We start from the raw sequence: 23864 nt of genomic DNA on the forward strand, positions 1-23864 counted from the left end.
TATCCTTGCTCACAACGTTTTTCTTACTAGATGGGGGGAGACAGTAAAAAAATCAACACGCCCCGAAAACATCACCAATTTTCACTGAAAAACCTGTAAAAAAACTTCTTGCAGGCAAGCGTTTCCCTCCAGGTTTCTGACATTCCGTTACGCACAAGGCACCATCACCACAAGCGATGGTCATTGAATCATCATTGACAGCGACGACTGTACCTGGCAGCGCTCTTCCTTCAAAAACTACACTGGTCGCACGCCAAAGTTTCAGAGGGACTCCTCGGAGAATGCTAAATGCCACTGGGAACGGATCAAACGCTCGGATCTGACGTGCAAGAACATCTGATGACCGGCTCCAATCAAGCATCGCTTCTGCTCTAGTAAGTTTCGGCGCATACATTACGCCATCAGTCGACTGGGGCGTGGCCGGCAAATAGCCATTATTTGCTAATTTTTGTAAAGCTTCAACAACCATGCGTCCGCCTAGGTTAGCTAATCTTTTGTGTAGTGTGGCTGTAGTATCGTCATCGTAAATCTCCTCGATCCCAGAAGAAATAATAGCACCTGTATCAAGGCCTGCATCCATTTGCATTATCGTGATGCCTGTTTGAAGGTCACCTGCTTCAATGGCCCTCTGAATCGGTGCGGCACCGCGCCAGCGAGACAGTAATGATCCGTGTATATTGAGACAACCGTAGCGAGGCAAATCAAGTACCACTTGTGGCAACAACAAACCGTAGGCCGCGACAACCATGATATCTGGCGCAAGCGCGCGGAGCTGTCCCAGCACCGCTGTAGCCTCTACAGAATATTTTCCATCGCAACGCAATGAACGCGGCTGAGCCACCAACATACCATGAGACTCAGCATAACGTTTGACCGAGCTTACCTGCAACCTCATCCCACGTCCAGCAGGCCTATCTGGCTGTGTCAACACGTACACGACAGAGAATCCAGCTCTATTGATCGCAGACAACGCGATTTCTGCAAATTCAGGAGTACCGGCAAATGCAACGCTTAAGGTCATGCAAAATTTCCAAAGAAAACTTGATCCATATCGAGATACTAGATAAAGTGCCCGATAAAAAATACGTTAATCAAGCCGACAGAGGACTCCAAAATTCGGAATGGTAAAGAGACATATTACCTACAATCCATTCTAAATAAATGAAACCGAATGAAGTTTTATCGATATTTAGTCTTGCTAAAAAAGAGAAGCACCCAAAACACTATAAAATCTTCATTTACCGCCAGACACGGACTATTCCAATCTTTTACCGACTTAACCTCCATTCGTTCCTACTAGGAGTGTAAAACATCAATCATCAGTTTTTAGATATTTACCGTACCATTCAATACATCAAATGATGGTTTCTTCAAGATACAAGATAAGTTTGACAGAAACATGTAGATACGACTGAATTGACAACCTAAGAAATACAGGCAGTCCAGTCATAGAGGACACACTCAAAAAGATACTGCGAGATCAAATTCAATGAGGCATGCGCCTAAACTTTTTCAGTTTTTTGTTAATACGGTTTCGTTTGAGGAGCGACAAATACTCGACAAAAACACGCCCATTTAAATGATCCATCTCATGCTGAATACATACCGACAGTAAACCATCCACTTCAATCTCGAAACGCTCACCTTTCTCATTGAGCGCACGAACGCGCACACGATCCGAACGCTCAACTTCCTCGTAAATACCTGGTACCGACAGACAGCCTTCTTCATAAATTTTCTGTTTATCACTGCACCAAACAAGCTCCGGATTGATAAAAACACGCAAAGCATTGCGTGTCTCCAATAAGTCCATCACGATAACTTGCTCATGCACATTCACCTGTGTTGCAGCCAATCCGATGCCCGGCGCCCCATACATAGTTTCAGCCATATCAGAAATTAATTGACGAATCCGGTCATCTATCTGCGAAACAGGCTTGGCGATCTGGAACAATCGAGGATCAGGATATTGAAGAATATCGAGTACAGTCATAGTGAAAGTTATACAATGCACACTACTGGCACAGAAGACATGCAGGACAACGAAACCGTGCAATAACTAAGTACGTCTTTTATTTTATCACATCCCTCGATCCATTGGTTACGGATAATTTCAAATGCCAATATTCGAATACACATATGCAGACAACAGGATTATTCTACCTACTTTAATAATTTAGAATCAGAGATGCCAATGATGTAGATAACAAACACATGTCATTGCAATACATTAAGGACACATCTCAAACAAAGAGGAAATAAGATTATCAGAATAAAAACTAGAAAATTCTTTTCCAAGTTCAACGCTCAACGATACCACCCATTGATGTATGATTCCAGGACGAGCATAAGCTATCAGCAAACGGGGACATTCCGAAAAGTATTTACGCACGGCATTTGCTAAGTATATTACCTTCTGATCGCCGGACATCGTTGTATCTTGTAAATCAGATGTTAACCGATGCCCCTGTTACATTGAGCACATTCATTCACTTTATGGCTATCCTCGACCCTGTCACTGATCGCGCAGATTTGCAAACAGCAATCGCCACACCACAAACACGTCTTATCGCGTGTTTGTGTACAGACTGGTGCCGCATTTGCAGGGAGTACCGCGAAGCATTCGATACACTTTCTGCACGCCGGCCAGATCTCTACTTTATCTGGATTGATATCGAAAAACATGGCGATTGGCTAGGAGACTTCGAAATTGAAAATTTTCCAACACTGCTGATTCAGGAAAGCTCTTCCGAACCTGACACAGCTCAATTTTTTGGCCCTCTTTTGCCAATCATTGGCATTCTGGAACGCATGCTTGACAGTGAAACACTTGACAACCACATTGTGCCAGCACCAGATTTACGTCCCCACTTACGCATGATCTAAATTTTACCGAACGTGCCAAAATCCACTTCAAAAACTTGATCACCCCAAAATTCTCGACTCACTGGAATCATGGGTTTATCATCACGCGATGCCTTGTCGATTGCTAAGCAAGCGCTTATTATGTGCCGCTTCTGACTCTTAGCCTTACAAGGGTGCCGACAGCATTTTTTTGTTATGAAGACAAAGAAATGACGCGAGGCTAAACTTTCTACTCTATTACCGAACGTATTACCGAACGCCATGTCTAAAGCTCTGATCATTGCGGAAAAACCATCTGTTGCAAATGACATTGCAAAGGCACTGGGCGGCTTCACAAAACATGACGAGTACTTCGAAAAAGATGATTACGTCATTTCATCAGCTTTGGGTCATTTAGTCGAAATTGGGGCACCTCAAGATTACGAAGTCAAACGCGGCAAGTGGAGCTTCGCGCATCTACCAATCATCCCGCCCTACTTCGATCTAAAGCCGATTACAAAAAGCGAATCACGCTTGAAGGTACTTACACGCCTCATCAAACGCAAGGATATTCACGTTCTAATCAATGCCTGTGATGCAGGACGTGAGGGAGAGCTAATTTTCCGCCTAATCGCACAGCACACAAAGGCGAAGCAGCCAATCAAACGTTTATGGCTCCAATCAATGACACCCCAATCAATTCGGGATGGTTTCGAAAACTTGCGTCCCGATACCGATATGTTGCCGTTGTCGAACGCTGCACGTAGCCGTGCTGAGGCCGATTGGCTGGTTGGCATCAATGGCACACGCGCTATGACTGCCTTTAACAGCAAAGCAGGTGGTTTCTTCTTAACGACCGTTGGTCGCGTGCAAACACCCACACTCTCAATCGTAGTTGAGCGAGAAGAAAAAATCCGTAAATTCATCTCACGTGATTATTGGGAAGTAAAAGCTTCATTTCTCTGTGCCAACGGCCTCTATGAAGGCCGTTGGTTCGATCCGCAATTCAAGAGAAACGAATCCGATTCTGAGCAACGTGATTCACGGCTGTGGAGTCTTGCATCAGCGGAATCCATCGTCGCTACCACTCGGGGTAAATATGGTACAGCGACCGAAGAATCAAAGTCGATGACTCAACTCTCTCCACTACTTTTCGATCTTACCAGCCTGCAACGTGAAGCAAATAACCGTTTTGGCTTTTCAGCTAAAAATACCTTGGGACTAGCGCAAGCTTTGTATGAAAAGCACAAAGCACTTACGTATCCACGTACTGATGCGCGTGCTTTACCTGAAGATTATTTGATGACAGTCAAAGAAACAATCACGGTCCTCAAAGAAAACAATAACTATTACCAGTTTGCAAACCAAATCCTCACGAAAAACTGGGTAAAACCGAACAAACGGATCTTCGACAACGGCAAGATTAATGATCACTTTGCCATCATACCGACACTTCAAACACCGAAGAATCTCTCCGAATCTGAGCAGAAAATCTACGACCTCGTAGTAAAGCGTTTCCTTGCAGTGTTCTTTCCAGCCAGCGAACATCTAGTCACCAAACGTGTCACAGAGGTAAGCGGCCATCATTTCAAAACTGAAGGTAAAGTTCTCGTCAAGGCTGGTTGGTCAGCCGTTTACGGCAAAGTAACGGACACTTCCATTAACGCAAAGGAAAATGACAACCCAAACCTTGTACCTATCGAGAAAGATGAAAAAATTGCTATCGACAACCTGGATATCATAGATCTAAAGACCAAACCACCCATACGCTACAGTGAAGCAACTTTGCTCTCAGCCATGGAGGGGGCAGGAAAGTTCATTGACGATGGCGAGTGGCGAGAAGCAATGAGAAACAAAGGACTAGGCACGCCAGCAACACGGGCGGCAATCATTGAAGGTTTGCTAGGTGAAAAATATCTCATCCGTGAAGGACGTGAGTTGCAACCCACAGCAAAGGCTTTCCAGCTTATGACATTGTTACGTGGTCTAGGTGTGGACGAACTTACCTTACCTCAATTAACCGGTGAGTGGGAAACGAAACTCTCACAGATAGAACATGGGGGACTCACACGCGATGCATTCATGTGTGAGATTACACAGATGACGCAGACCATCGTCAAACGTGCAAAGGAATATGATTCCGACACAATTCCAGGCGATTATGAAACACTAACAACACCATGCCCTCATTGCACTGGTATAGTGAAGGAAAATTATCGACGATTTGCCTGCACACAGTGCAGCTTCTCGATCTCAAAAATCCCTGGTAGTCGTCAATTCGAAATTCTCGAGGTTGAAGAACTTCTGAGAAACAAAAAAATCGGCCCTCTTTCAGGCTTTCGAAGTAAGACAGGCCGTCCATTCTCTGCTATTTTAAAGCTATCGAAAGATGATGAAGCCGCTTATAAGCTTGAATTTGACTTCGGAAATGAAATTAGTGATGCAAATGTTGAATCAGCACCGGATTTCACAGGACATGAAGCATTGGGAAAGTGTCCAAAATGTAAGAGCCGTGTTTTCGAACATGGAATGCGCTATATCTGCGAAAATACAGCACGGAATCCCAAAAGCTGTGATTTCACCAGCGGAAAAATTATCCTGCAACAGGAGATATCACGAGAGCAAATTATTAAATTGCTCAACGATGGGAAAACAGACTTGCTAACAAATTTCAAATCTTTACGCACTGGACGAAATTTCAAAGCATATCTCGCTAAGCAGAAAGACGGCTCGATTGGCTTCGAGTTTGAAGTCAAAGCGCCCAAAAAAATCGTAAAAAAATCGATGGAGAAGTCGTCTGCGAAAAAATTACGCCAAAGAAACAAGAAAGACCTTTAACCCATGCGTGCAATATTCCACACACATGGGGAAATCATTTTTTCAGTACCCAGCAATATCTATACTCAGCAACATCTGCTACTGCCGCTCTTACCACCGTAACGAGCCTCTTGTCGCTCACGAAAGAACTCCTCGTAGCTCATCACCGGCTGGCCAGGATGATTCTCTCGCATATGCGATGCATATGTCTGGTAGTCTGGGATTCCAACCATCAGACGTATCGTCTGACCAAGATAGCTCCCAACCTTGCCCACCTTGCCAAGGTCATCAAACATAGTATTTCTCGCTCTCAAACCTTGTGACTAGGAGATAACGGCTCGAACGGCGTTTCTTGCACGGTGACATGTTCAACACAGTACGCAATACAGATTGCGCGAATAGCAAATAACGCGACGCTAAACACGACGAATATAAAGACGCCTGACAATGCGGCATCTACATAATCGTTGAATACAATCTGCTTCATCTGTGCGAATGACTGAGCAGGAGCAATAATATTCCCCTCATTAATCGCCGTTTGATATTTGGCGGCGTGTGCTAAGAAACCAATTTTCGGACTCGGATCAAACATTTTTTGCCAACCTGCCGTCAGTGTACAAATGAGCAACCAGATCGTCGGGAAAGCCGTAACCCAAGCAAAGCGCTGACGTTTGAGTTTAAAGAGCACTACAGTTGACAAGATCAGAGCAATCGCTGCCAACATCTGATTCGAAATACCAAACAGTGGCCACAACGTGTTAATGCCGCCCAGTGGATCAAGCACTCCTTGATAAAGGAAATAACCCCATGCAGCCACACACAGCGCAGTCGCCAACAAGTTCGCTCCCAAAGATTCCGTACGCTTAAGCGATGGCACGAAAGTACCCAATAAGTCTTGAAGCATGAAACGACCAGCACGTGTACCTGCATCAACGGCTGTGAGAATAAACAGTGCTTCGAACAAGATCGCAAAGTGGTACCAGAAGGCCATCATCACCTCACCACCCATCACCTGGTGCAGGATGTGTGCCATTCCAACCGCCAAGGTGGGCGCACCACCGGCACGCGAGATAATGGTATTCTCTCCAACTGCATGGGCCGTCTGCGTTAATATTTCAGGTGTCAGCACAAAACCCCAACTCGACACAGCTTCTGCAACTGCCTCTGGCGTTGTACCAATGAGAGCAGCTGGGCTATTCATGGCGAAGTACACACCCGGATCAATCACCGACGCAGCAACAAGCGCCATAATCGCAACGAATGATTCCATAAGCATCGCGCCGTAACCAATAAAACGTATATTACGCTCATTATCAATCAACTTCGGTGTAGTACCCGACGAGATGAGAGCATGGAAGCCAGAAACTGCACCGCAGGCAATCGTGATAAACAAGAAGGGGAACAAATTCCCCGACCAAACAGGACCGCTACCATCAACGAATTTTGTCAGGGCTGGCATTCTGAGGTCAGGAGCGACAACCACTATACCAATGGCTAGCGCCAAAATCGTACCAATCTTAAGGAATGTTGAGAGGTAATCACGCGGAGCAAGCAATAACCAAACTGGGAGCACTGATGCCACAAAACCATAGCCAATCAACATCCAAGTTAGCGCTTTACCATCAAACGTAAACAACGGGGCAAATGTAGCACTGTCATGCACGTATTGGCCAAAAACAATCGCAGCCATCAACAACACAAAACCGATGATTGACACTTCACCGATCCGGCCTGGACGAATATAGCGTGTGTAAATCCCCATGAAAAGGGCAATCGGAATAGTTGCAGAAACTGTAAAAGTACCCCAAGGAGAGCCAATGAGAGCCTTGACAACAATCAGGGCCAACACTGCCAAAATGATGATCATAATTAAGAATGCGCCAAATAGTGCAATTACACCAGGAATCTGGCCTAGTTCAGCTTTAACCAAATCACCGAGCGACCGACCATCTCTGCGCGTCGAAATAAAAAGTACCATAAAATCCTGCACTGCACCAGCAAACACAACCCCAGCCAAAATCCAAAGCATTCCTGGCAAATAACCCATCTGCGCAGCCAGCACAGGTCCAACCAAGGGGCCTGCACCAGCAATCGCTGCAAAATGGTGGCCAAACAAAACGTATCGGTTTGTCGGAACATAATCAAGCCCATCGTTATGGCGATAGGCTGGCGTCATCCTGGTTGCATCGAGCTGCACAACACGAGTAGCGATAAATAAACTGTAGTAACGGTAAGCAATCAAATAAACACACACTGAGGCAATTACTACCCAAAGGGCACTAATAGATTCCCCACGTGCTAATGCTACAGTACCGAGCGAAAACGCACCCAGCACAGCGACGATGGCCCACGGCAAATGTTGCCATTTATAATTCATTGTCTCTCCTCGACACCACCTTCTTTGGCGGCACTTCTTTTTTTTGGCATGAACGCACCGTAAACAGAGTCACGGCAACCTGCAGCAGGCATGGTCAACAATTCGAAAGCATGGCCAAGGGCTGTAGTATTGGCAATTGTACGTTGTGCCACAAGCGTAAAACTACGTAGACATGATAAGTAATATTACGTATATTTAACTTTGTTAGGAACCCGTGATCCTCAACTTATGAACTCACGACAAAAATTCTGGTCACTGGTGATTCTGCCAGCGAGCTTTGCACTAATCGCTATCACACTGATGATCTTCTATCAGGCCATCGTACTATCACGTCAGCAACTTAAAATAGTAGAAAGAACCTATCTCTCCGCAAAGGAAATCGAACTCAAAAATCACGTAAAACTCGCATGTAATATAGTCGAACTATTGCATAATGGTCCTGATACACCAGAATTGCGTAAGGCTATCATCGACACGCTATCCCGACTATCAGTCGGACAAGAAAATTATTTCTTTATTTACGATCTGAATGGTGAAAGCCTTATAAAGGGAGATATTGCAACCTGTCACAGTCAATATATACAAGAAATTCAAGATGTTCAGAATGAGTCCATTACTCAATATCTTATCGAGAAAGGAAAAGCTGGTGGAGGTTTAGTAAGATATATGCGTAAAAATCCATCATCAAAGCAAATCATGTCGAAGTTCAGTTATGTGATCAAACTAAACAAGTGGAACTGGATAATCGGCAGTAATCTGTGTAGCGATGACGTTCAAATCACCATAAATAAGTTGACTATTAATCTCACGCTCTTGTGGACTACACTGATCGGAGCATGCTGCTTCATGGCCGCAGGTATTGCTGGGCTGGTGGTCAATTTCATATCGTACTGCAACACAGACTTGAAGCTCAAAAAATTAGCACGTCAGGTCGTCCAATCGCGGGAAATCGAGCGTACACGGATATCACGCGATTTGCACGATGGTATTAGCCAATTGCTCGTTTCAGTCAAATTATTGTTGGAATCGACAGCGATGCAAATAATGAATGCCCCCGCAGCTGCAAACCTCACGTTGAGTGTCGCGATCGAACATCTAAACAACGTACTGATGGAAGTGCGACGAATTTCAAAAGCATTAGGCCCAGCAATGCTCGATGAGCTTGGCATTGGTGACGCAATCGAAAAATTAGGGCTCGAATTCGGCCAGCATGCACACCTGACGGTTGAAGTAATCATTGCGGGAGAAGATCGATTGATAGATCATACGCTCAAAACCGTATTGTTTCGCATTACACAAGAAGCCCTGACGAATATTAATCGCCATGCAAATGCAAAAAAAATAACCATCTCGTTGATGTTCGACAAAGACGGCATTCTTCTAGATATTACTGACAACGGCGCAGGTTTCGATAATGCACAGGACTATCGTGACCCAAAATGGGGCATCGGTCTGCGCAATATGCATGAACGGCTGGAAACTATCGGTGGTGTTCTCAAAATTCAATCACGTTCTGGGGCGACCACGATCCATGTTTGGGTGCCTCTACCTCAATCTATATCTTCATAATGTTTCCCACCATTCGTTTATTATTGATTGACGATCATCCACTTGTTCGAGATGGGCTACGTGCCTGTTTTGAAAAATCTTCAAAATTGCTTGTGGTAGGAGAAGTGGGCAATGCGGATGAAGCTATTGCCCGTGCTGTGATCAGCGTCCCAGATTTAGCATTGATGGACATCAACATGAGAGGTACCAACGGACTCCAATTAACAGCCCAATTTCGTACGCGTTTTCCACATATCGCTGTGTTGATTTTGTCGATGTACGATAATCTAGAATATGTACGACAAGCCGTGCGCGCTGGCGCACGTGGTTATATTTTGAAAGATGCACCGGCTCAAGAGATTATCACGGCCATTGAGAAGGTAGTCAAAGGAGAGACTTATTACAGTGCAACTATCGCTTCCCGAGTTTTACAGGCATCAACTACGTACGCCACCATCGACTCATTAACGCCCCGTGAACGCGAAATCCTGACGAGGATTGCAGGCGGACTGTCTAACAAACGAATTGCGCAAGAACTCGATTTGTCTGTACGAACAGTGGAGACACACCGGCTAAATATCAAGCGTAAGTTGAATATCGAGGGACAAGCAAAACTCATCAAGTTTGCAATAGCAAATGAATTAGAATAGGAATTAAAGCGTGGTCAGTCAGAGAAGCCCCAATCAGCTGAAGTATATTTAAATTTAGTCAACGTGTCGTGAAAGATTTAAAAAACATAAGAATTTCTCTCTATTCATTTCACATAACTATCAAGGTAGAGCAATCTGCATGGGGAAAAGACGTCTTGACTTTCCGAGTATTTAGATCAATGAGGAGGACAAATTCTCCAAATAGTTACTGACATCGGCGATACAGAATTGACCACATCGCGAATGAATCAGAAAACGCATGAAGCCTAACTCGTAGCAGTGTCTCTGTAGTCGTTTTCGATCGAGATAACAAGATCACCTAACCAGCCATTGCAATACACCTGCCATACTATTATGACCAAACAAGGTTTAAGCATACCATTGTATAAAAAGCATCAATGCTGCGTCGAAATAGAAATCGTGACAAGTGATTATCACGTATCACACATAATCATCGCTCGACCAAACGACTACATTCTTTCTTACCTGGATTCGCTTGATTTCGTTTTATCATGAAAATTGTCATTCTCGACGATTACCAGGACGCTGTTCGCAAGCTTGAATGTTTTTCTCTTCTTTCAGGCCATAACGTCAAGGTATTCAACAATACAGTTAAGGGTGTCGGCCAACTCACCTCGCGTATCGGCGACGCCGAGATATTGGTACTCATCCGCGAACGTACTGCTATCACTGCCCAGTTAATACATAAACTACCTGGCCTGAAAATTATCAGCCAAACGGGTCAAGTCGGCAATCATATTGATGTTGATGCCTGCACAGCCCGTGGGATAGCAGTACTGCAAGGTGCAGATCCCCTGACCGCCCCTGCCGAACTCACATGGGCTTTAATTATGGCTGCTCAGCGCCGTATTCCACAATACATCGCGAGTTTGAAGTACGGCACATGGCAACAGTCCGGTTTAAAATCATCCGGTATGCCAGCAAATTTTGGGCTAGGACAAGTTCTTCGTGGCCAAACCCTCGGGGTCTGGGGATACGGAAAAATTGGCAAACAAGTGGCTCACTTTGCCAAAGCCTTCGAGATGGAAGTCATTATTTGGGGACGTGATGACTCCTGTACGGCTGCGGCAAACGATGGCTTTAAAATCGCGGCCAGCCGTGAAGCACTCTTCACGAACAGCGACGTGTTATCGTTACACTTGCGTTTAAACAAAGAGACACACGACATCGTCAAACTCAGCGATCTCCTGCAGATGAAATCGACCGCACTGTTCGTTAACACAAGTCATCCCAAACTAATCGGGGAAAATGCACTAATCGCAGCACTCAATCGAGGCAATCCCGGTATGGCAGCCATCGATGTATTCGATAGCGAGCCAATCCTGCAAGGCAACCCGCTATTGCGCCTCGAAAATTGCATCTGTACGCCTCATATTGGATATGTTGAACGTGAAAGTTATGCCGTGTATTTCAGAAGTGCATTCCAACACATCATCGATTTTCTAAATGGGAACCACACATCCCTTGTCAATCCCAACATCCTACCGGACCGCAAACTAGGATCTGTTGATCATGGGATCGGTAATTAGAGTACACCATCGTTCATCCCATAAGTAAATTTTTATTTTAGGAAAATCATTTTCCGTCACAACCATCTGAGCGCGAAATCAATAAGCATAGTTTAATCAAACTTCCGAACTTCTTCGAATACATACAACAGGATGTTCTAACTGGGTTGCCCCACACTTACTTCATTGGTGCTCCTATCATAATCCAGTCAACTACCGTCTTCGCATCAGCATCACTCAATCCAGGATACGCTGGCATTGGAATTGCTCCCCACACACCAGAACCACCCGTCCTAACCTTCTTAACGAGCTTCGCTACAGCATTTTTATCTCCATTGTACTTCCTGATGATATCTTTATAAGCTGGGCCAACTATCTTTCTATCGAAAGTGTGACAACCCATACAGGCATTCGAAACGGCGATATGCTTAGCCTTCGTGATATCAAGCGCTTGCGTTGACGATGTCCAAATCATTAGGTTACTCATTAGCAGTACCATGAATACTCCACCGTTTACTCGTGACTTCATAAAAAAAGCTCCTTTGAGTTTTATTTGATTATCAAGACACGCCAGCTTTAAACTATCTAACGACGCACCACATACAACAGCAACTGCAAAGCCCCTCAATGCCCCTCATAAAGAATTTATAGCTCAAAATTTTCTCGAATATTAATTCGAAATCCCAAAAACCAACGTCTAGCAACCACTCGATCTATCAAATAAGTTAATCATATTCTTTGAGTTCACCATTTAAGGGGAAGCCTCAGTTAACAGACTTGAGAGACAAGTTGTCGTCCTTTAATTCTGAAACATCGAACCTTATTGGCAGCGTAATGCTGTTAGCAGCATTTACTCATCAGTTGACATGTACCCAACAAAAAATAATCCATAGGTGTTGTGGTAATGCATAGATAGCATGTAATGTCTTCTATTGTTAACCATCGGCTATTTGTTTCTAGCGTCAATCTCTAAATGAATATAGTAAACAGATTGTGGTTTTCTTCATGCTGAAGCGATTTACATTAATTTCGCAACATAAAAAATAAAACAAAGTCAAATGCGCAATGAAATAAAAAAACCTAAAATGAACGGCCTACTGCATAACCATGCAAATATCGAAAAAAATATATAGAAGTAGTCACATAATGGGCAGCAAAACCAATTAACTCCAGGTTAAGCTAGCGGCCTATTTTCGTTTCACTTCCCCATCAATGATTGATGCAGGATTAGTCAACGGTGTCTGGGTGACTGACCCAGACGAAATCGGAGTCGTTGTGACCTCTACCGTTTCATCTTGCAAATCTGGCGACATACCCTGCTTAGCAGATTCCTCTGCTAGTCCTTTCGCCTCGGTAGAAGACAGGTATTCATAGAGTTTAATAACTCGCCGAACCCCATTAACTCGGCTAGCAACATCCGACGCAATCTTACCTTCGGCTGCCGAGACTATTCCCATCAAATATACATCGCCACGCTCTGTCACTACTTTAAACACGTTGGCCGATATTTCTTTCGTGTTGATCAAAGCAGCTTTTACCTTGCTAGTTATCCAAGCATCGTTGGAACGAGAGCGGAACGAGCTAGCATCTTTAATGACTAGCTCATCAACAATTTCACGAACATTGTTCAGCTCGTGCACCAGTTTAAGAATACGATCTTTCAATACTTGATTTGACACTTCACCTGTCAACAACACACGACGATTGAAGGATGCTACATTAACGTGCTTTTCGCTGGAGATTTTTTTGGCAAGTTCAACCGTTGCCTTGACTTGAATCTCATAATCCTCGGTTTGTGAACCAATTGAACGGCGGTCAGTCGCCAAAAGAACTCCCCCCCCTGCAGCACCAAATATCAAGGGAGCACATCCACCCAGCACGAAGACTACAAGAACAGTCAAACATACGAAATTAGTCACACGTTGCACATTCATCAAACTTTCTCCTTGTTTCAGTCAAACTCACCGGAGCTCCAAAAAACCAGTGCTACGCATACCTTGTATTATTGGAAGGAAATCCACCAACGATACGGCAGCCACCATCGCCAAGACATGTGGGTGTCAATCTAGAGCACTAGGCCCTCATTAATCAATAACGTTCAGTTTATTCATCCCCAAGCAACATCGCATCTATGCCATCACATAGACAATGAATCGTAAGCAGATGCACTTCGTGAATTCTGGCCCTACGTTCATGTGGCACACAAATATGTACATCAAGCTCGGCAAGCGTATCACTCATTCTTCCGCCATTACAGCCCGTCAAAGCAACCACGCTCATTTCTCTCTCATGAGCAGCCTCCACTGCAGCCAATACATTCGCTGCATTGCCTGAAGTCGAGATCGCCAGCAAAAGATCACCAGGCTGTCCAAGTACACGCACCTGTTTTGAGAAAATGGATTCGAAATGATAATCGTTACCGACTGCCGTCAATATCGAGGAATCTGCCGTCAACGAGATCGCCGGTAGTCCTGGACGTTCCCGTTCGAAACGGCCAATCAATTCGGCAGCAAAGCTCTGACAGCTGCTCGCCGAACCAGCGTTACCACAGGCAAGTACTTTATTACCATTAGCTAAGGTGTCAAACATAATATCTGTAGCATGCTCGATGGGGCCGGCCAAAATTTCAAGCGCTGCCATCTTGAGTTCAGCGCTATCCCTGAAGTTTTTTTGAATTCGTTCAATCAGCATGACTGTAAAGCAGCCTATTTTACGAAGAGATTGTTAAAAAATATCGTATCTGAATGCGAATCCAGTTCGATACCCGAAATTGAATCTATCATCCGCCATAGGAAGTCCGTCACAAGTGTGACAATTGATACAATCCACTCCAACGCAAACAATAATGACTATCCCTGATACATCAATGAAAATACATGGTTTAGTACGTTAAACAACATGGGGAAAGTCCAAAAAACAAGTGCTCAATTCGAAACCACCTCCTCTATTCCTCATCATACGCTTCCACGATCGTGGATAATGAGCTCGATTTCTCCTTAGCAGCACAAATAATTACGGATACTGCCATACAACTTCAAAAGAATTCCTCGATACTGCTTTCAAGTGCATCATCGAGTGAATCCCACGTTCATGTATGTTCGATGTAATAACTCAATCGTTATTTTTTACTCTACAACGCACTTCATGCGCCCCACCCCATCATGGAGATCATCTAATGGACGATTGTCTATTATCACTTGCTTACAATCAATCCTATCCTGCCGGAACACTATATGTCGTTGCAACACCTTTGGGCAACGTTGCAGATATCACATTACGAGCCCTTCACGTGCTAATGATGGTTGATGTCATCGCTGCCGAGGATACACGCAATAGCAGCCAACTTTTATCGCGCTACGGCATCGACAAACCGCTAATAGCTACTCACGAACATAACGAAAGCGTAGTGGCCAAAGAACTTGTCTCGCGCTTACGGACTGGCGAACGTATTGCCTACATTTCGGATGCAGGTACCCCAGGCATCTCCGATCCAGGGGCACAATTAGTTGATGCTGTACGCTCTGCCGGGCTACAAATCATGCCGATCCCTGGAGTTAGTGCTCTGGTTACATTGCTCTCTGCAGCAGGTTCATGGATCGAAAGGTTCATATTTTTCGGCTTTTTGCCTAGCAAATCAACAAGGCTAGAAAGTATGCTAAAAACACTCAAAAATGAAACTTCAACATTGATTTTCTACGAAGCCCCACATCGGATTGTGGAAACAATCAGCACAATGACCAAAGTACTCGGCGGAGATAGGCGTTTGCTGATAGGTCGAGAATTGACAAAACGTTTCGAGCAAATTCATGAATGCAACTTACATGACGCAGTCACATGGTTCGGCAAGGACACAAATCGACAACGTGGTGAATTTGTTCTAGCGGTAGAAGGAGCGCTTGAAGAAACAGCAAGTGCGGGGATAAATTCTGAAACCGAACGTGTACTCACGTTACTCTTGAGAGAACTCTCAATAAAAAATGCAGTCCAGCTAACCTCTGCGATTACCGGCACAGCCAGGAATAAACTTTATAATCGAGCACTAATGTTGAAAAAAATGAATCAATAAAAACCTCTCAACTGTACCAAGAATCTCGAATTTTCACTATCATCTGATGAGTCGGAAATTTCTTCAGGCTTGCTAACAAGGCTCTTCAGCAAAAACCAAACTCACTTCATACAAACTCACTTCATATTTAACAAGATTTTTAAATAAATCACCATTTTAAGAGCTTCAAATTTTTCCTAACAACAGAATGATCTATCAAAAATAGCAGCCTTCCTTCCGGAAGGCTGCTAAATAAAGCAACGTTTTTAGCGAAATTTTACCGATCCTCAAGATCAAAACTATAAAAAACATCTATTCAGATGGACCAAAAAAAGTCTAAATGGATTCCACCGGTACACGAGTGTGGAAAATTCGTATATACCTCAATTTAGACTTATCTCAAAATACATAAAGTGAACTAACATTGGGGATAACCTAATTTAGGTTTTATCGCTTCCGCCAGTCAACGGATTAAGGGATCTAACTTGTTTGCGAGACAAAGGGCGGACTTCAACCTTCGCTTTGCCCTGTTTGATAAAACCCAGTTGCTTGGCAGCGCCATAAGAGACATCGATGATCCGTCCCTTAATAAAGGGACCTCGATCATTAATTTTTACAACAAGACGCTTATTGTTCGTCACATTACGAATCAAAGCGAAACTGCCAAGTGGCAAGGTAAGATGTGCTGCCGTTAGCTCATTCATGTCAAACGTTTCGCCCGCAGCTGTAGGGCGGCCATGGAAATATTCGCCATACCACGACGCTGTGCCAGTCTGAGTAAATATATCACCACCAGCACACAAAGGTACTTCCCCAACTGGCCTTGGCACATTCCCATTCTCAAGGGAGAATCCCTCGACACTCCCCCGTATACTGCCTGGCCAGTGCAAATCAAAACTTGCTGCCGGAGTTGCATTTTCCTCTGGCAAATGAATCAACGTTTTTCCTGGTACTCTCAGGGCGAATACCAGCGGAACTACACAGGCAGATACCAACCACACAGCAACACCCGCCACCACAAACTTTGTGAACCTATCATGTACTTGCATAAGGAGTTATTCTACCATGACGTTAGACTTTTTATGTTTTCACTGCATACCTCTTTCAAAAAGAAGAAGATTCTTGATTTTCAAATACAAATACGTCGTATTCAAAATTTAAAAAGCACGATGTCAACAAAAATCAATATCTGAGAAAATTTACAATAAAAGGACTCGCAATCCCATGAATGTCACTCTAATTCCAGTAACGCCGTTCCAACAAAACTGTACAGTGTTGTGCTGCAATACCACAAAGCGGGCAGCGGTCATTGATCCCGGTGGAGATATTGAGCGGATTGTTAGCGAGATTGAGCACCAGGGTGTCGCACTCGAAAAGATTTTTCTTACTCATGGACACTTAGATCATTGCGGTGCAGCCGGTAAACTGGCACAGTACATGTCAGTGCCTATTGAAGGTCCTCACATCGACGATGCCTTCTTGATTAACCAACTCCTCACCCAAAGTGCGCGTTTCGGATTTTCAAAAACACAACTTTTCACTCCCGACCGATGGCTAAAGGATGGCGATACCGTAGCATTTGGCAACGTGACTTTGGATGTTCTCCATTGTCCTGGACACACTCCAGGACACATCGTTTTCTTCTCAGACAACAAAAGGCTTGCTTCCGTCGGCGATGTTCTTTTCGCGGGCTCTATCGGCCGTACCGACTTTCCGAAAAGTAATTATGTCGATTTAATTAAGTCAATTCGCACCAAACTCTGGCCGTTAGGTGACGACGTTACTTTCATTCCAGGCCACGGCCCAATGTCTACTTTTGGTCAAGAACGACAAACCAACCCGTACGTAGCGGACACCGTGCTCACATCAAATGATTCATCCATGGCCGTTCAAAAAATTATCTCTCAACATTCATATTGAACCCAACCATATTTCAAATAAGCTTCAGCTCGAGTGGTGGCATAAAAGGTTGAGACATTCCCCTATGCATCCAGTATGAAAATTAACCAAGTTGATCAGTTTGATTCATCGAAGGATAAAGAGGCAAAGTATTCATGTATGCTCATCACTATTCCACGATAACCACTATTGCTATGAAAAGCATATAGCGCCTGGATTTTATAGTCTTACAAAGACTAACACCAGCTGCATCAATCTCTTGATGTAATCTAGTGATGTAGCTACTTATGCTCAGAACTCCTTACTAATACAGCAATAAAATGTGCGCAATTACAGCACCAAAAATGCTTTAAAAACGTTAACCAATTGACGAATAGAAGGTAATTCTTCCACTCAATCCATTAATTTTTTAGAGCAGATCCCGCACCTCCCATCATGGGACGTAGTGTAGAATAAGCGATTGTCTCAACTCAAATTAACACCGTGTCCCAAGCCCTGAAAAACGATACTTTCTTACGCGCATTAATGCGCCAGCCAACCGAGTACACGCCAATTTGGCTAATGCGTCAGGCGGGCCGTTATCTAACGGAATACAAGTCCACGCGTGCCCGTGCTGGCAGTTTTCTCGCCCTCGCCAAAAACCCGACGTTTGCAACAGAGGTCACGCTGCAACCTTTAGCCCGATTTCCACTCGATGCCGCAATTCTGTTTTCTGACATCCTAACAATTCCGGACGCCATGGGACTCGGTCTATCATTCGAAGCCGGAGAAGGACCCCGGTTTTCGAACCCGTTACGCGATGAAGCAGATATTCTCAAGCTCACCACTCCAGACCTAAACAAACTCCGTTACGTCTTCGATGCCGTCTCGGAAATCCGGAAAGCGCTCGAAGGCCGTGTACCACTTATCGGCTTTTCTGGCAGTCCATGGACGCTCGCTTGTTACATGGTCGAAGGAGCAGGCTCGACAGACTTGCGCACCGTCAAGACCATGGTGTACAAGCGGCCAGATCTCATGATGCACATCCTCGAAACGAATGCCCAAGCTGTCGGTGCATACCTAAATGCACAAATCGAAGCAGGCGCACAAACCGTTATGGTGTTCGATACATGGGGTGGCGCATTGGCCGATGGCATCTACCAACGTTTCTCCCTAAATTACATGCAAAAAGCGTTATCGAATGTGCATCGAGAATGGGAGGGTATACGCATACCGCATATCGTCTTCACAAAAGGTGGAGGGCAATGGCTTGAAGATATCGCACAGACAGGACCAGATGCCATCGGACTCGACTGGACAATTAACCTAGCTAATGCACGTCAACAAGTTGGCGACCGTTGTGCATTGCAAGGAAATTTCGATCCAACCGCCATGTTAGCACCCCCAGAAGCCATTCGTGCTGAAGCACGTCGGTTGCTTAATGCTTACGGTAATGCGCCCGGCCATGTATTCAATCTCGGTCACGGTATTTCTCAATTTACACCACCAGAAAATGTCGTCGCGTTAGTCGACGAAGTTCATTCATTTAGCCGAAAACTTCGCCAAACACTCTGAATACCTTCCGAAAAAATTTCTACGACGATACACAACGGCCAGCCGTATCCTGTATCGTCGAGCACTCAAAAATACCCTTTGAAATTTTGAAATTCAGCAAAAAATCAGACAGTCACATAAAAATTCACGATAAAAATCATCCACTTATTCACAAATTTCCATTAAGCCCAGCTTATGTTATCGAAGGGCATCATTTTTTCAAAAAAAATACAAAACCCATTGATAAAAAAGGATTTTATTGATAAAGACGCAAAGTACATGAAACGTGTGTTCCCGATGTAAATAGGCTCAATAGAAAATTTCAATAAGTTCTTAACATAGTTATCCACAGGTTTTGGCTGCTGTCGGGAAAACCAACTGAAATTCGGTTTCACCAATACTTTCAGGAATTTTTTAATTTTGGATCGTACTGCCTCCCATAACCTCGACACAACTCTCACCTCCCAGAGCACCAACCATCTATCACCAGTTCTTGGTAGGGTACGAATCGTTCGTGTCGCTCTCGACACACCGCTTCCAACCTTGTTCGACTATCGAACCGAACAATCTGTCACACCCGGACAATTGGTGCAAGTACCCTTCAGACGTCGCCAAATAGTTGGCATTGCCTGGGAATTAGCACAAAAAAGTAAAGTTAAACCAGATAGGCTACGCGCCATCAGTACCGTCTTAGTAGAAATGCCGGCGCTCAGTGAAGAATGGCGGAATCTTATCGCATTTGCTGCCAACTACTATCACCGTGGCATTGGCGAAGTAGCTTTACAAGCTTTACCTGGTCATCTGCGTACCCCCACGCGGTGGGCACGCCTCTTCTCATTGAGTAGTATCCAGTGCTATAGACTAGTAGAAGGAGCTGCTGTCTCGCTACGCGACAACGTTCCTATCCGGTTGCGAGCTCAACGTCGGCTAGCAATGGAACTCATCGAATCCGGGGTGCTCGATGCCCAAAAAGCTCGTACACTTTGCTCAAAGGCGTCAGAAGTTATCAAGCAATGGGTCGCCGGCGGCTGGGTGACAATTGAAACTGTCACCTTAAATTCCGCCGAATCGACATTCAATGTCCTGAACTCCAGCACAAACAATGATTACGCAAAACATATCGCGCAAATCAAGGTTGCCAATATATATAAAGATGCCAGCCTCACTGCTGACGTCAAAAGCACATCAAGTAGTTCTGATGAGAAAACGTTGACCGTTTGCCAAGCTCATGCCGTCTCCACCATTGCGAAAGCAATCGATACGCGGCTAGAAAATTCACCATTCACCCCTTTCATACTTCATGGTGTAACAGGCAGTGGCAAAACAGAAGTATATCTACGAACCGTCGCCAAAGTTCTGCAGGAGCACAAAGCACAGGTACTCATCCTAGTACCAGAAATCAACCTCACCCCTCAGCTTGAATGCGTGTTTCGTGCACGTTTCCCGAGGGAAGTTCTTGTCATACTCCATAGTGCCCTGGCAGAAGGAGATCGTGCTCAGAATTGGCTCTCTGCCCATCGGGGCAAGGCTCGCATCGTCCTAGGTACTCGCCTATCGGTTCTCGCATCCATGCCGTATCTGCGCTTAATTATCGTCGATGAAGAACATGATCCGTCATACAAACAGCAAGAAGGTTTGCGCTACTCTGCACGTGATTTAGCTATCTGGCGTGGTAGTCACTTGAAAGTACCTGTGATACTTGGCTCGGCCACTCCCTCACTCGATAGCTGGAAGCATGCGAAAAAAGGCCGCTATATTTGCATGACAATGCCTGAACGCGGGTCACCTGACGCAGTATTACCAACCGTATCACTGATCGATCTGGAGATCGAAAAAAAACGTCAGCGCATCGTCGTTCAAGAGGGCCTCTCTCAACAGTTGCTCGACGCCGTACGTGATCGCCTCAAATGTGGTGAACAAAGCCTACTGTATCTGAATCGTCGTGGCTACGCGCCTGTACTCGCATGCGATGCTTGCGGCTGGGTAAACGATTGTTCCAGATGCAGTGCTCATCTAGTACTGCACAAGCTTGAACGATGCTTGCGTTGTCACCATTGTGGCATAGAATCACGAATTCCGAATACTTGTCCAAATTGTGGCAATCTGGACCTCGCACCACTCGGACGAGGTACTCAGAGAATCGAAGAGGCTCTTTCGAAGCATTTCCCAAATGCGCGCTTGGCACGTATCGATGCGGATAGCACACGACGAAAAGGAAGTGCACAGGGACTCTTTGAGAAGGTGCACGCAGGGCACGTGGATATCCTCATTGGTACACAGATGATCACAAAAGGTCACGATTTCCGAAACGTTACCCTCGTTGGAGTACTTAATGCCGATGCAGCACTTTTCTCACATGACTTCCGCGCTGCAGAACGACTTTTCGCCCAACTAATGCAAGTGGCTGGGCGCGCTGGCAGGGCTGCCCGTGCTGATAGCCCTGGTGACGTGTTAATTCAAACACGCTATGCTGATCACCCTCTGTTTAATGCATTAATACGTCACGATTACGAGGGTTTTGCGAACCAACAGCTAGAAGAGCGTCGCCAAGCATCTCTACCACCTTACACCCACCAAGCACTCCTTCGAGCCGAAAGTAAAAAACTCGCACAGGCGATGGATTTCCTTAAAATTGCTCGTACAATGGCTAAAATCTCAGAACTAGCCGATCCACTCCTATCACTCTGGGATCCTGTACCGATGTCAATGGTTCGCATTTCTGGCATCGAACGGGCACAATTGGTGATTGAAAGTCCCTCGCGCACGGCACTGCAAAGTTTCTTAAGTGTATGGATAGTAAAGTTGCGCTCTCTTCGTTCTCCAGTTCGATGGCATATCGAAGTGGATCCGCTGGAAATTTAGCCATGCGCAAAGTATAAAGCGTAAAAAGACACAGATACTTACCAAAAGATACCGTTTATCTCCTCCCTGTTAGTAGCATTTAATGGATTTAAAGTAGGACACACATCTCGAAATTACATCTCATCAATCAAAACACACACAATGATGGCTGGTGGGAATAGATACCTTGGCAAACTTCATCGACACTATCAACAAAAAATTGATTCATCCTGTCGATGCGCTATTGATTCACAAAGACATTGACACATCAGTCGTTTTTAGCACTCCACAATATTCACAGCCAAACCGCCTCGGGCTGTTTCCTTGTACTTCATCTTCATATCAGCGCCTGTCTCACGCATCGTCTTAATCACAGTATCAAGAGATACATAGTGCGAACCATCACCGCGCAAAGCTATTCGCGATGCATTCACCGCCTTCACAGACGCCATTGCGTTACGCTCAATACAAGGAATTTGTACCAATCCTCCAACAGGATCACATGTCAAACCCAAGTTATGCTCCATGCCAATTTCAGCAGCGTTCTCAACCTGATTCACCGTACCACCTAGAACCGCTGCTAAACCACCGGCTGCCATAGAACACGCTACCCCAACTTCTCCCTGACAACCCACTTCCGCTCCCGAAATTGAGGCATTACATTTGTAAAGGATGCCTATAGCACCCGCTGTGAGCAAAAAATCGATAATACCACCTTCATTTGCACCAGGCACAAAGCGATCATAGTAATGCAAAACCGATGGGATGATGCCCGCAGCTCCATTTGTCGGGGCCGTTACGACGCGCCCACCTGCCGCATTTTCTTCATTGACGGCGATTGCATAGAGATTCACCCAATCCATGATAGATAATGGATCAGACAACGTCCGTTCAGCGCGTTGTGTTAATTGACAATACATGCGAGGAGCACGACGACGGACATGCAATGGACCAGGTAACTCGCCATTCGCCTCACGGTTATCAATACCACAGCCTCGGGATACGCTCGACTGCATTACATCCCAAATTCGCAGTAAACCGCTGCGAATGTCTTCATCGCTACGCCAGACTCGTTCGTTTTCCAACATCAATTGAGAAATACTTTTATCAAATTCATGGCACATCGCTACTAACTCTCGCCCTGTTCTAAAAGGATACGGCAATTGATCATGTGCCGTTAGCACCTGAGTATTCGCAGCATCGACGGTAACAACAAAGCCACCGCCAACCGAAAGATAGCGACCTTCGCGAAGCAACTCACCACTGGGATCAAAAGCGTAAAACTTCATGCCATTCGGATGTTCAGCCATAGCCTCACGACGGTAGAAAACCATGTGTTCCTTTTCAATATATGAGACCATGTGCTTACCAAGCAGATTGAGCATTTTTTCCTTCCGTACTTGCTCGAGCCGTACGCCAATAGTAACTGGATCCACGGTATCAGGAGCTTCACCCATGAGGCCTAACAAAATACCCTTGTCAGTCCCATGACCTTTACCTGTAGCACCAAGCGATCCATAAAGCTCTGCGCGGACGCTCGCTACTTTCGGCAAAAAACCGTCCCGATCCAAGCCTTGTACAAACAACATCGCGGCTCGCATGGGGCCAACAGTGTGTGAACTCGATGGGCCAATGCCTATCTTGAAAAGATCGAATACTGAGACCGCCATCATTAATTTCCAAAATTTTCTAGTGAGAATTGGACCGCACACAGACATAATCATGTGTACTCTGAACTCTGAAGGACAACCTACACAATAAAAAGTTATGAAGCCAAGGCT

At 45.0% G+C, this 23864-nt stretch carries 18 protein-coding genes and 1 pseudogene; 9 read left to right on the plus strand and 10 right to left on the minus strand.

The features are described from left to right. Positions 1-52: 52 nt before the first annotated feature. Positions 53-1021, minus strand: a complete 969-nt coding sequence (fmt, locus tag BZL35_RS03295) for a methionyl-tRNA formyltransferase (RefSeq protein ID WP_106182751.1) — start codon at positions 1019-1021, stop codon at positions 53-55. Between the two features lie 465 nt (positions 1022-1486). Further along, positions 1487-1993, minus strand: a complete 507-nt coding sequence (def, locus tag BZL35_RS03300) for a peptide deformylase (protein WP_106182752.1) — start codon at positions 1991-1993, stop codon at positions 1487-1489. Positions 1994-2496: 503 nt separating this feature from the next. Here def and BZL35_RS03305 point away from each other — a divergent pair. Beyond that, complete coding sequence (locus BZL35_RS03305) at positions 2497-2886, plus strand: thioredoxin family protein (protein WP_219860854.1); 390 nt, start codon at positions 2497-2499, stop codon at positions 2884-2886. Positions 2887-3126: 240 nt separating this feature from the next. Continuing rightward, positions 3127-5649 (plus strand): annotated as a pseudogene (locus tag BZL35_RS03315) (DNA topoisomerase III); the annotation flags it as partial. A gap of 98 nt (positions 5650-5747) precedes the next feature. Here BZL35_RS03315 and BZL35_RS03320 read toward each other — a convergent pair. Genes BZL35_RS03320 through BZL35_RS05040 form a run of 3 tightly spaced genes read right to left on the minus strand, consistent with a single transcriptional unit; the run spans position 5748 to position 8190 of the window. Further along, a complete protein-coding gene (locus BZL35_RS03320; protein WP_106182756.1) occupies positions 5748-5957 on the minus strand; it encodes a YbdD/YjiX family protein in 210 nt (69 codons plus the stop codon). 14 nt (positions 5958-5971) lie between these two features. Continuing rightward, positions 5972-8038: a carbon starvation CstA family protein gene (locus tag BZL35_RS03325; protein WP_106182757.1), complete on the minus strand. Its 2067-nt coding sequence runs from the start codon at positions 8036-8038 to the stop codon at positions 5972-5974. After that, positions 8035-8190, minus strand: coding sequence for a hypothetical protein (locus BZL35_RS05040; protein WP_181276541.1), 156 nt, complete (start codon positions 8188-8190; stop codon positions 8035-8037). The genes BZL35_RS03325 and BZL35_RS05040 overlap by 4 nt, the downstream gene beginning before the upstream one ends. Positions 8191-8266: 76 nt before the next feature. Here BZL35_RS05040 and BZL35_RS03330 point away from each other — a divergent pair, with 76 nt between their 5' ends. From BZL35_RS03330 to BZL35_RS03340, 3 genes are all read left to right on the plus strand, one after another. Then, positions 8267-9607, plus strand: a complete 1341-nt coding sequence (locus BZL35_RS03330) for a cache domain-containing protein (RefSeq protein WP_146128573.1) — start codon at positions 8267-8269, stop codon at positions 9605-9607. Further along, complete coding sequence (locus BZL35_RS03335) at positions 9607-10236, plus strand: response regulator (RefSeq protein ID WP_106182759.1); 630 nt, start codon at positions 9607-9609, stop codon at positions 10234-10236. Before BZL35_RS03330 ends, BZL35_RS03335 begins: the two co-directional genes overlap by 1 nt. A 512-nt stretch (positions 10237-10748) precedes the next feature. Beyond that, positions 10749-11786: a D-2-hydroxyacid dehydrogenase family protein gene (locus BZL35_RS03340; RefSeq protein WP_106182760.1), complete on the plus strand. Its 1038-nt coding sequence runs from the start codon at positions 10749-10751 to the stop codon at positions 11784-11786. Positions 11787-11943: 157 nt separating this feature from the next. Here the strand turns inward: BZL35_RS03340 and BZL35_RS03345 are convergent, their stop codons facing one another. From BZL35_RS03345 to BZL35_RS03355, 3 genes are all read right to left on the minus strand, one after another. Continuing rightward, positions 11944-12240, minus strand: coding sequence for a c-type cytochrome (locus BZL35_RS03345; protein WP_245916344.1), 297 nt, complete (start codon positions 12238-12240; stop codon positions 11944-11946). A 712-nt stretch (positions 12241-12952) separates the two neighbouring features. Beyond that, the gene (locus BZL35_RS03350; RefSeq protein WP_106182761.1) at positions 12953-13699 is read right to left on the minus strand and encodes a BON domain-containing protein; all 747 of its coding nucleotides are present in this window, start codon (positions 13697-13699) and stop codon (positions 12953-12955) included. A gap of 169 nt (positions 13700-13868) precedes the next feature. Continuing rightward, positions 13869-14456: a phosphoheptose isomerase gene (locus BZL35_RS03355; protein WP_106182762.1), complete on the minus strand. Its 588-nt coding sequence runs from the start codon at positions 14454-14456 to the stop codon at positions 13869-13871. 484 nt (positions 14457-14940) lie between these two features. On the opposite strand from BZL35_RS03355, the gene rsmI reads away from it, so the two are divergent. Continuing rightward, positions 14941-15831 carry a 16S rRNA (cytidine(1402)-2'-O)-methyltransferase gene (gene rsmI / locus BZL35_RS03360; RefSeq protein ID WP_106182763.1) on the plus strand — a complete coding sequence of 297 codons (891 nt, stop codon included), beginning with the start codon at positions 14941-14943 and terminating at the stop codon, positions 15829-15831. Positions 15832-16250: 419 nt separating this feature from the next. On the opposite strand, the gene BZL35_RS03365 is transcribed toward rsmI, so the two are convergent. Next, entirely contained in the window at positions 16251-16859 is a 609-nt protein-coding gene (locus BZL35_RS03365) for a septal ring lytic transglycosylase RlpA family protein (RefSeq protein WP_106182764.1), read from the minus strand. Between the two features lie 175 nt (positions 16860-17034). Between BZL35_RS03365 and BZL35_RS03370 the strand changes: the two genes are divergently transcribed. The 3 genes from BZL35_RS03370 to BZL35_RS03380 all read left to right on the plus strand — a co-directional run bounded on the left by BZL35_RS03370 (position 17035) and on the right by BZL35_RS03380 (position 22104). After that, entirely contained in the window at positions 17035-17730 is a 696-nt protein-coding gene (locus tag BZL35_RS03370) for an MBL fold metallo-hydrolase (RefSeq protein ID WP_106182765.1), read from the plus strand. Positions 17731-18192: 462 nt separating this feature from the next. Then, complete coding sequence (hemE, locus tag BZL35_RS03375; protein ID WP_106182766.1) at positions 18193-19263, plus strand: uroporphyrinogen decarboxylase; 1071 nt, start codon at positions 18193-18195, stop codon at positions 19261-19263. A gap of 399 nt (positions 19264-19662) precedes the next feature. Then, entirely contained in the window at positions 19663-22104 is a 2442-nt protein-coding gene (locus BZL35_RS03380; RefSeq protein WP_420837016.1) for a primosomal protein N', read from the plus strand. Between the two features lie 257 nt (positions 22105-22361). On the opposite strand, the gene BZL35_RS03385 is transcribed toward BZL35_RS03380, so the two are convergent. Then, a complete protein-coding gene (locus tag BZL35_RS03385; RefSeq protein WP_106182767.1) occupies positions 22362-23753 on the minus strand; it encodes an L-serine ammonia-lyase in 1392 nt (463 codons plus the stop codon). Positions 23754-23864: the final 111 nt, after the last annotated feature.

Origin of the sequence: Candidatus Pandoraea novymonadis (assembly GCF_003004665.1) — a bacterium.
Taxonomy (GTDB): domain Bacteria; phylum Pseudomonadota; class Gammaproteobacteria; order Burkholderiales; family Burkholderiaceae; genus Pandoraea; species Pandoraea novymonadis.

Bases quoted from the DNA above. Each gene is read 5' to 3' on its own strand.
- BZL35_RS03335 (WP_106182759.1), top strand. From the start codon at position 9,607: ATGTTTCCCACCATTCGTTTATTATTGATTGACGATCATCCACTTGTT.
- BZL35_RS03385 (WP_106182767.1), bottom strand. From the start codon at position 23,753: ATGGCGGTCTCAGTATTCGATCTTTTCAAGATAGGCATTGGCCCATCG.
- BZL35_RS03345 (WP_245916344.1), bottom strand. From the start codon at position 12,240: ATGATTTGGACATCGTCAACGCAAGCGCTTGATATCACGAAGGCTAAG.
- BZL35_RS03320 (WP_106182756.1), bottom strand. From the start codon at position 5,957: ATGTTTGATGACCTTGGCAAGGTGGGCAAGGTTGGGAGCTATCTTGGT.
- BZL35_RS03370 (WP_106182765.1), top strand. From the start codon at position 17,035: ATGAATGTCACTCTAATTCCAGTAACGCCGTTCCAACAAAACTGTACA.
- BZL35_RS03355 (WP_106182762.1), bottom strand. From the start codon at position 14,456: ATGCTGATTGAACGAATTCAAAAAAACTTCAGGGATAGCGCTGAACTC.
- BZL35_RS03365 (WP_106182764.1), bottom strand. From the start codon at position 16,859: ATGCAAGTACATGATAGGTTCACAAAGTTTGTGGTGGCGGGTGTTGCT.
- rsmI (WP_106182763.1), top strand. From the start codon at position 14,941: ATGGACGATTGTCTATTATCACTTGCTTACAATCAATCCTATCCTGCC.
- def (WP_106182752.1), bottom strand. From the start codon at position 1,993: ATGACTGTACTCGATATTCTTCAATATCCTGATCCTCGATTGTTCCAG.
- BZL35_RS03350 (WP_106182761.1), bottom strand. From the start codon at position 13,699: ATGAATGTGCAACGTGTGACTAATTTCGTATGTTTGACTGTTCTTGTA.
- BZL35_RS03340 (WP_106182760.1), top strand. From the start codon at position 10,749: ATGAAAATTGTCATTCTCGACGATTACCAGGACGCTGTTCGCAAGCTT.
- fmt (WP_106182751.1), bottom strand. From the start codon at position 1,021: ATGACCTTAAGCGTTGCATTTGCCGGTACTCCTGAATTTGCAGAAATC.
- BZL35_RS03305 (WP_219860854.1), top strand. From the start codon at position 2,497: ATGGCTATCCTCGACCCTGTCACTGATCGCGCAGATTTGCAAACAGCA.
- BZL35_RS03330 (WP_146128573.1), top strand. From the start codon at position 8,267: ATGAACTCACGACAAAAATTCTGGTCACTGGTGATTCTGCCAGCGAGC.
- BZL35_RS03325 (WP_106182757.1), bottom strand. From the start codon at position 8,038: ATGAATTATAAATGGCAACATTTGCCGTGGGCCATCGTCGCTGTGCTG.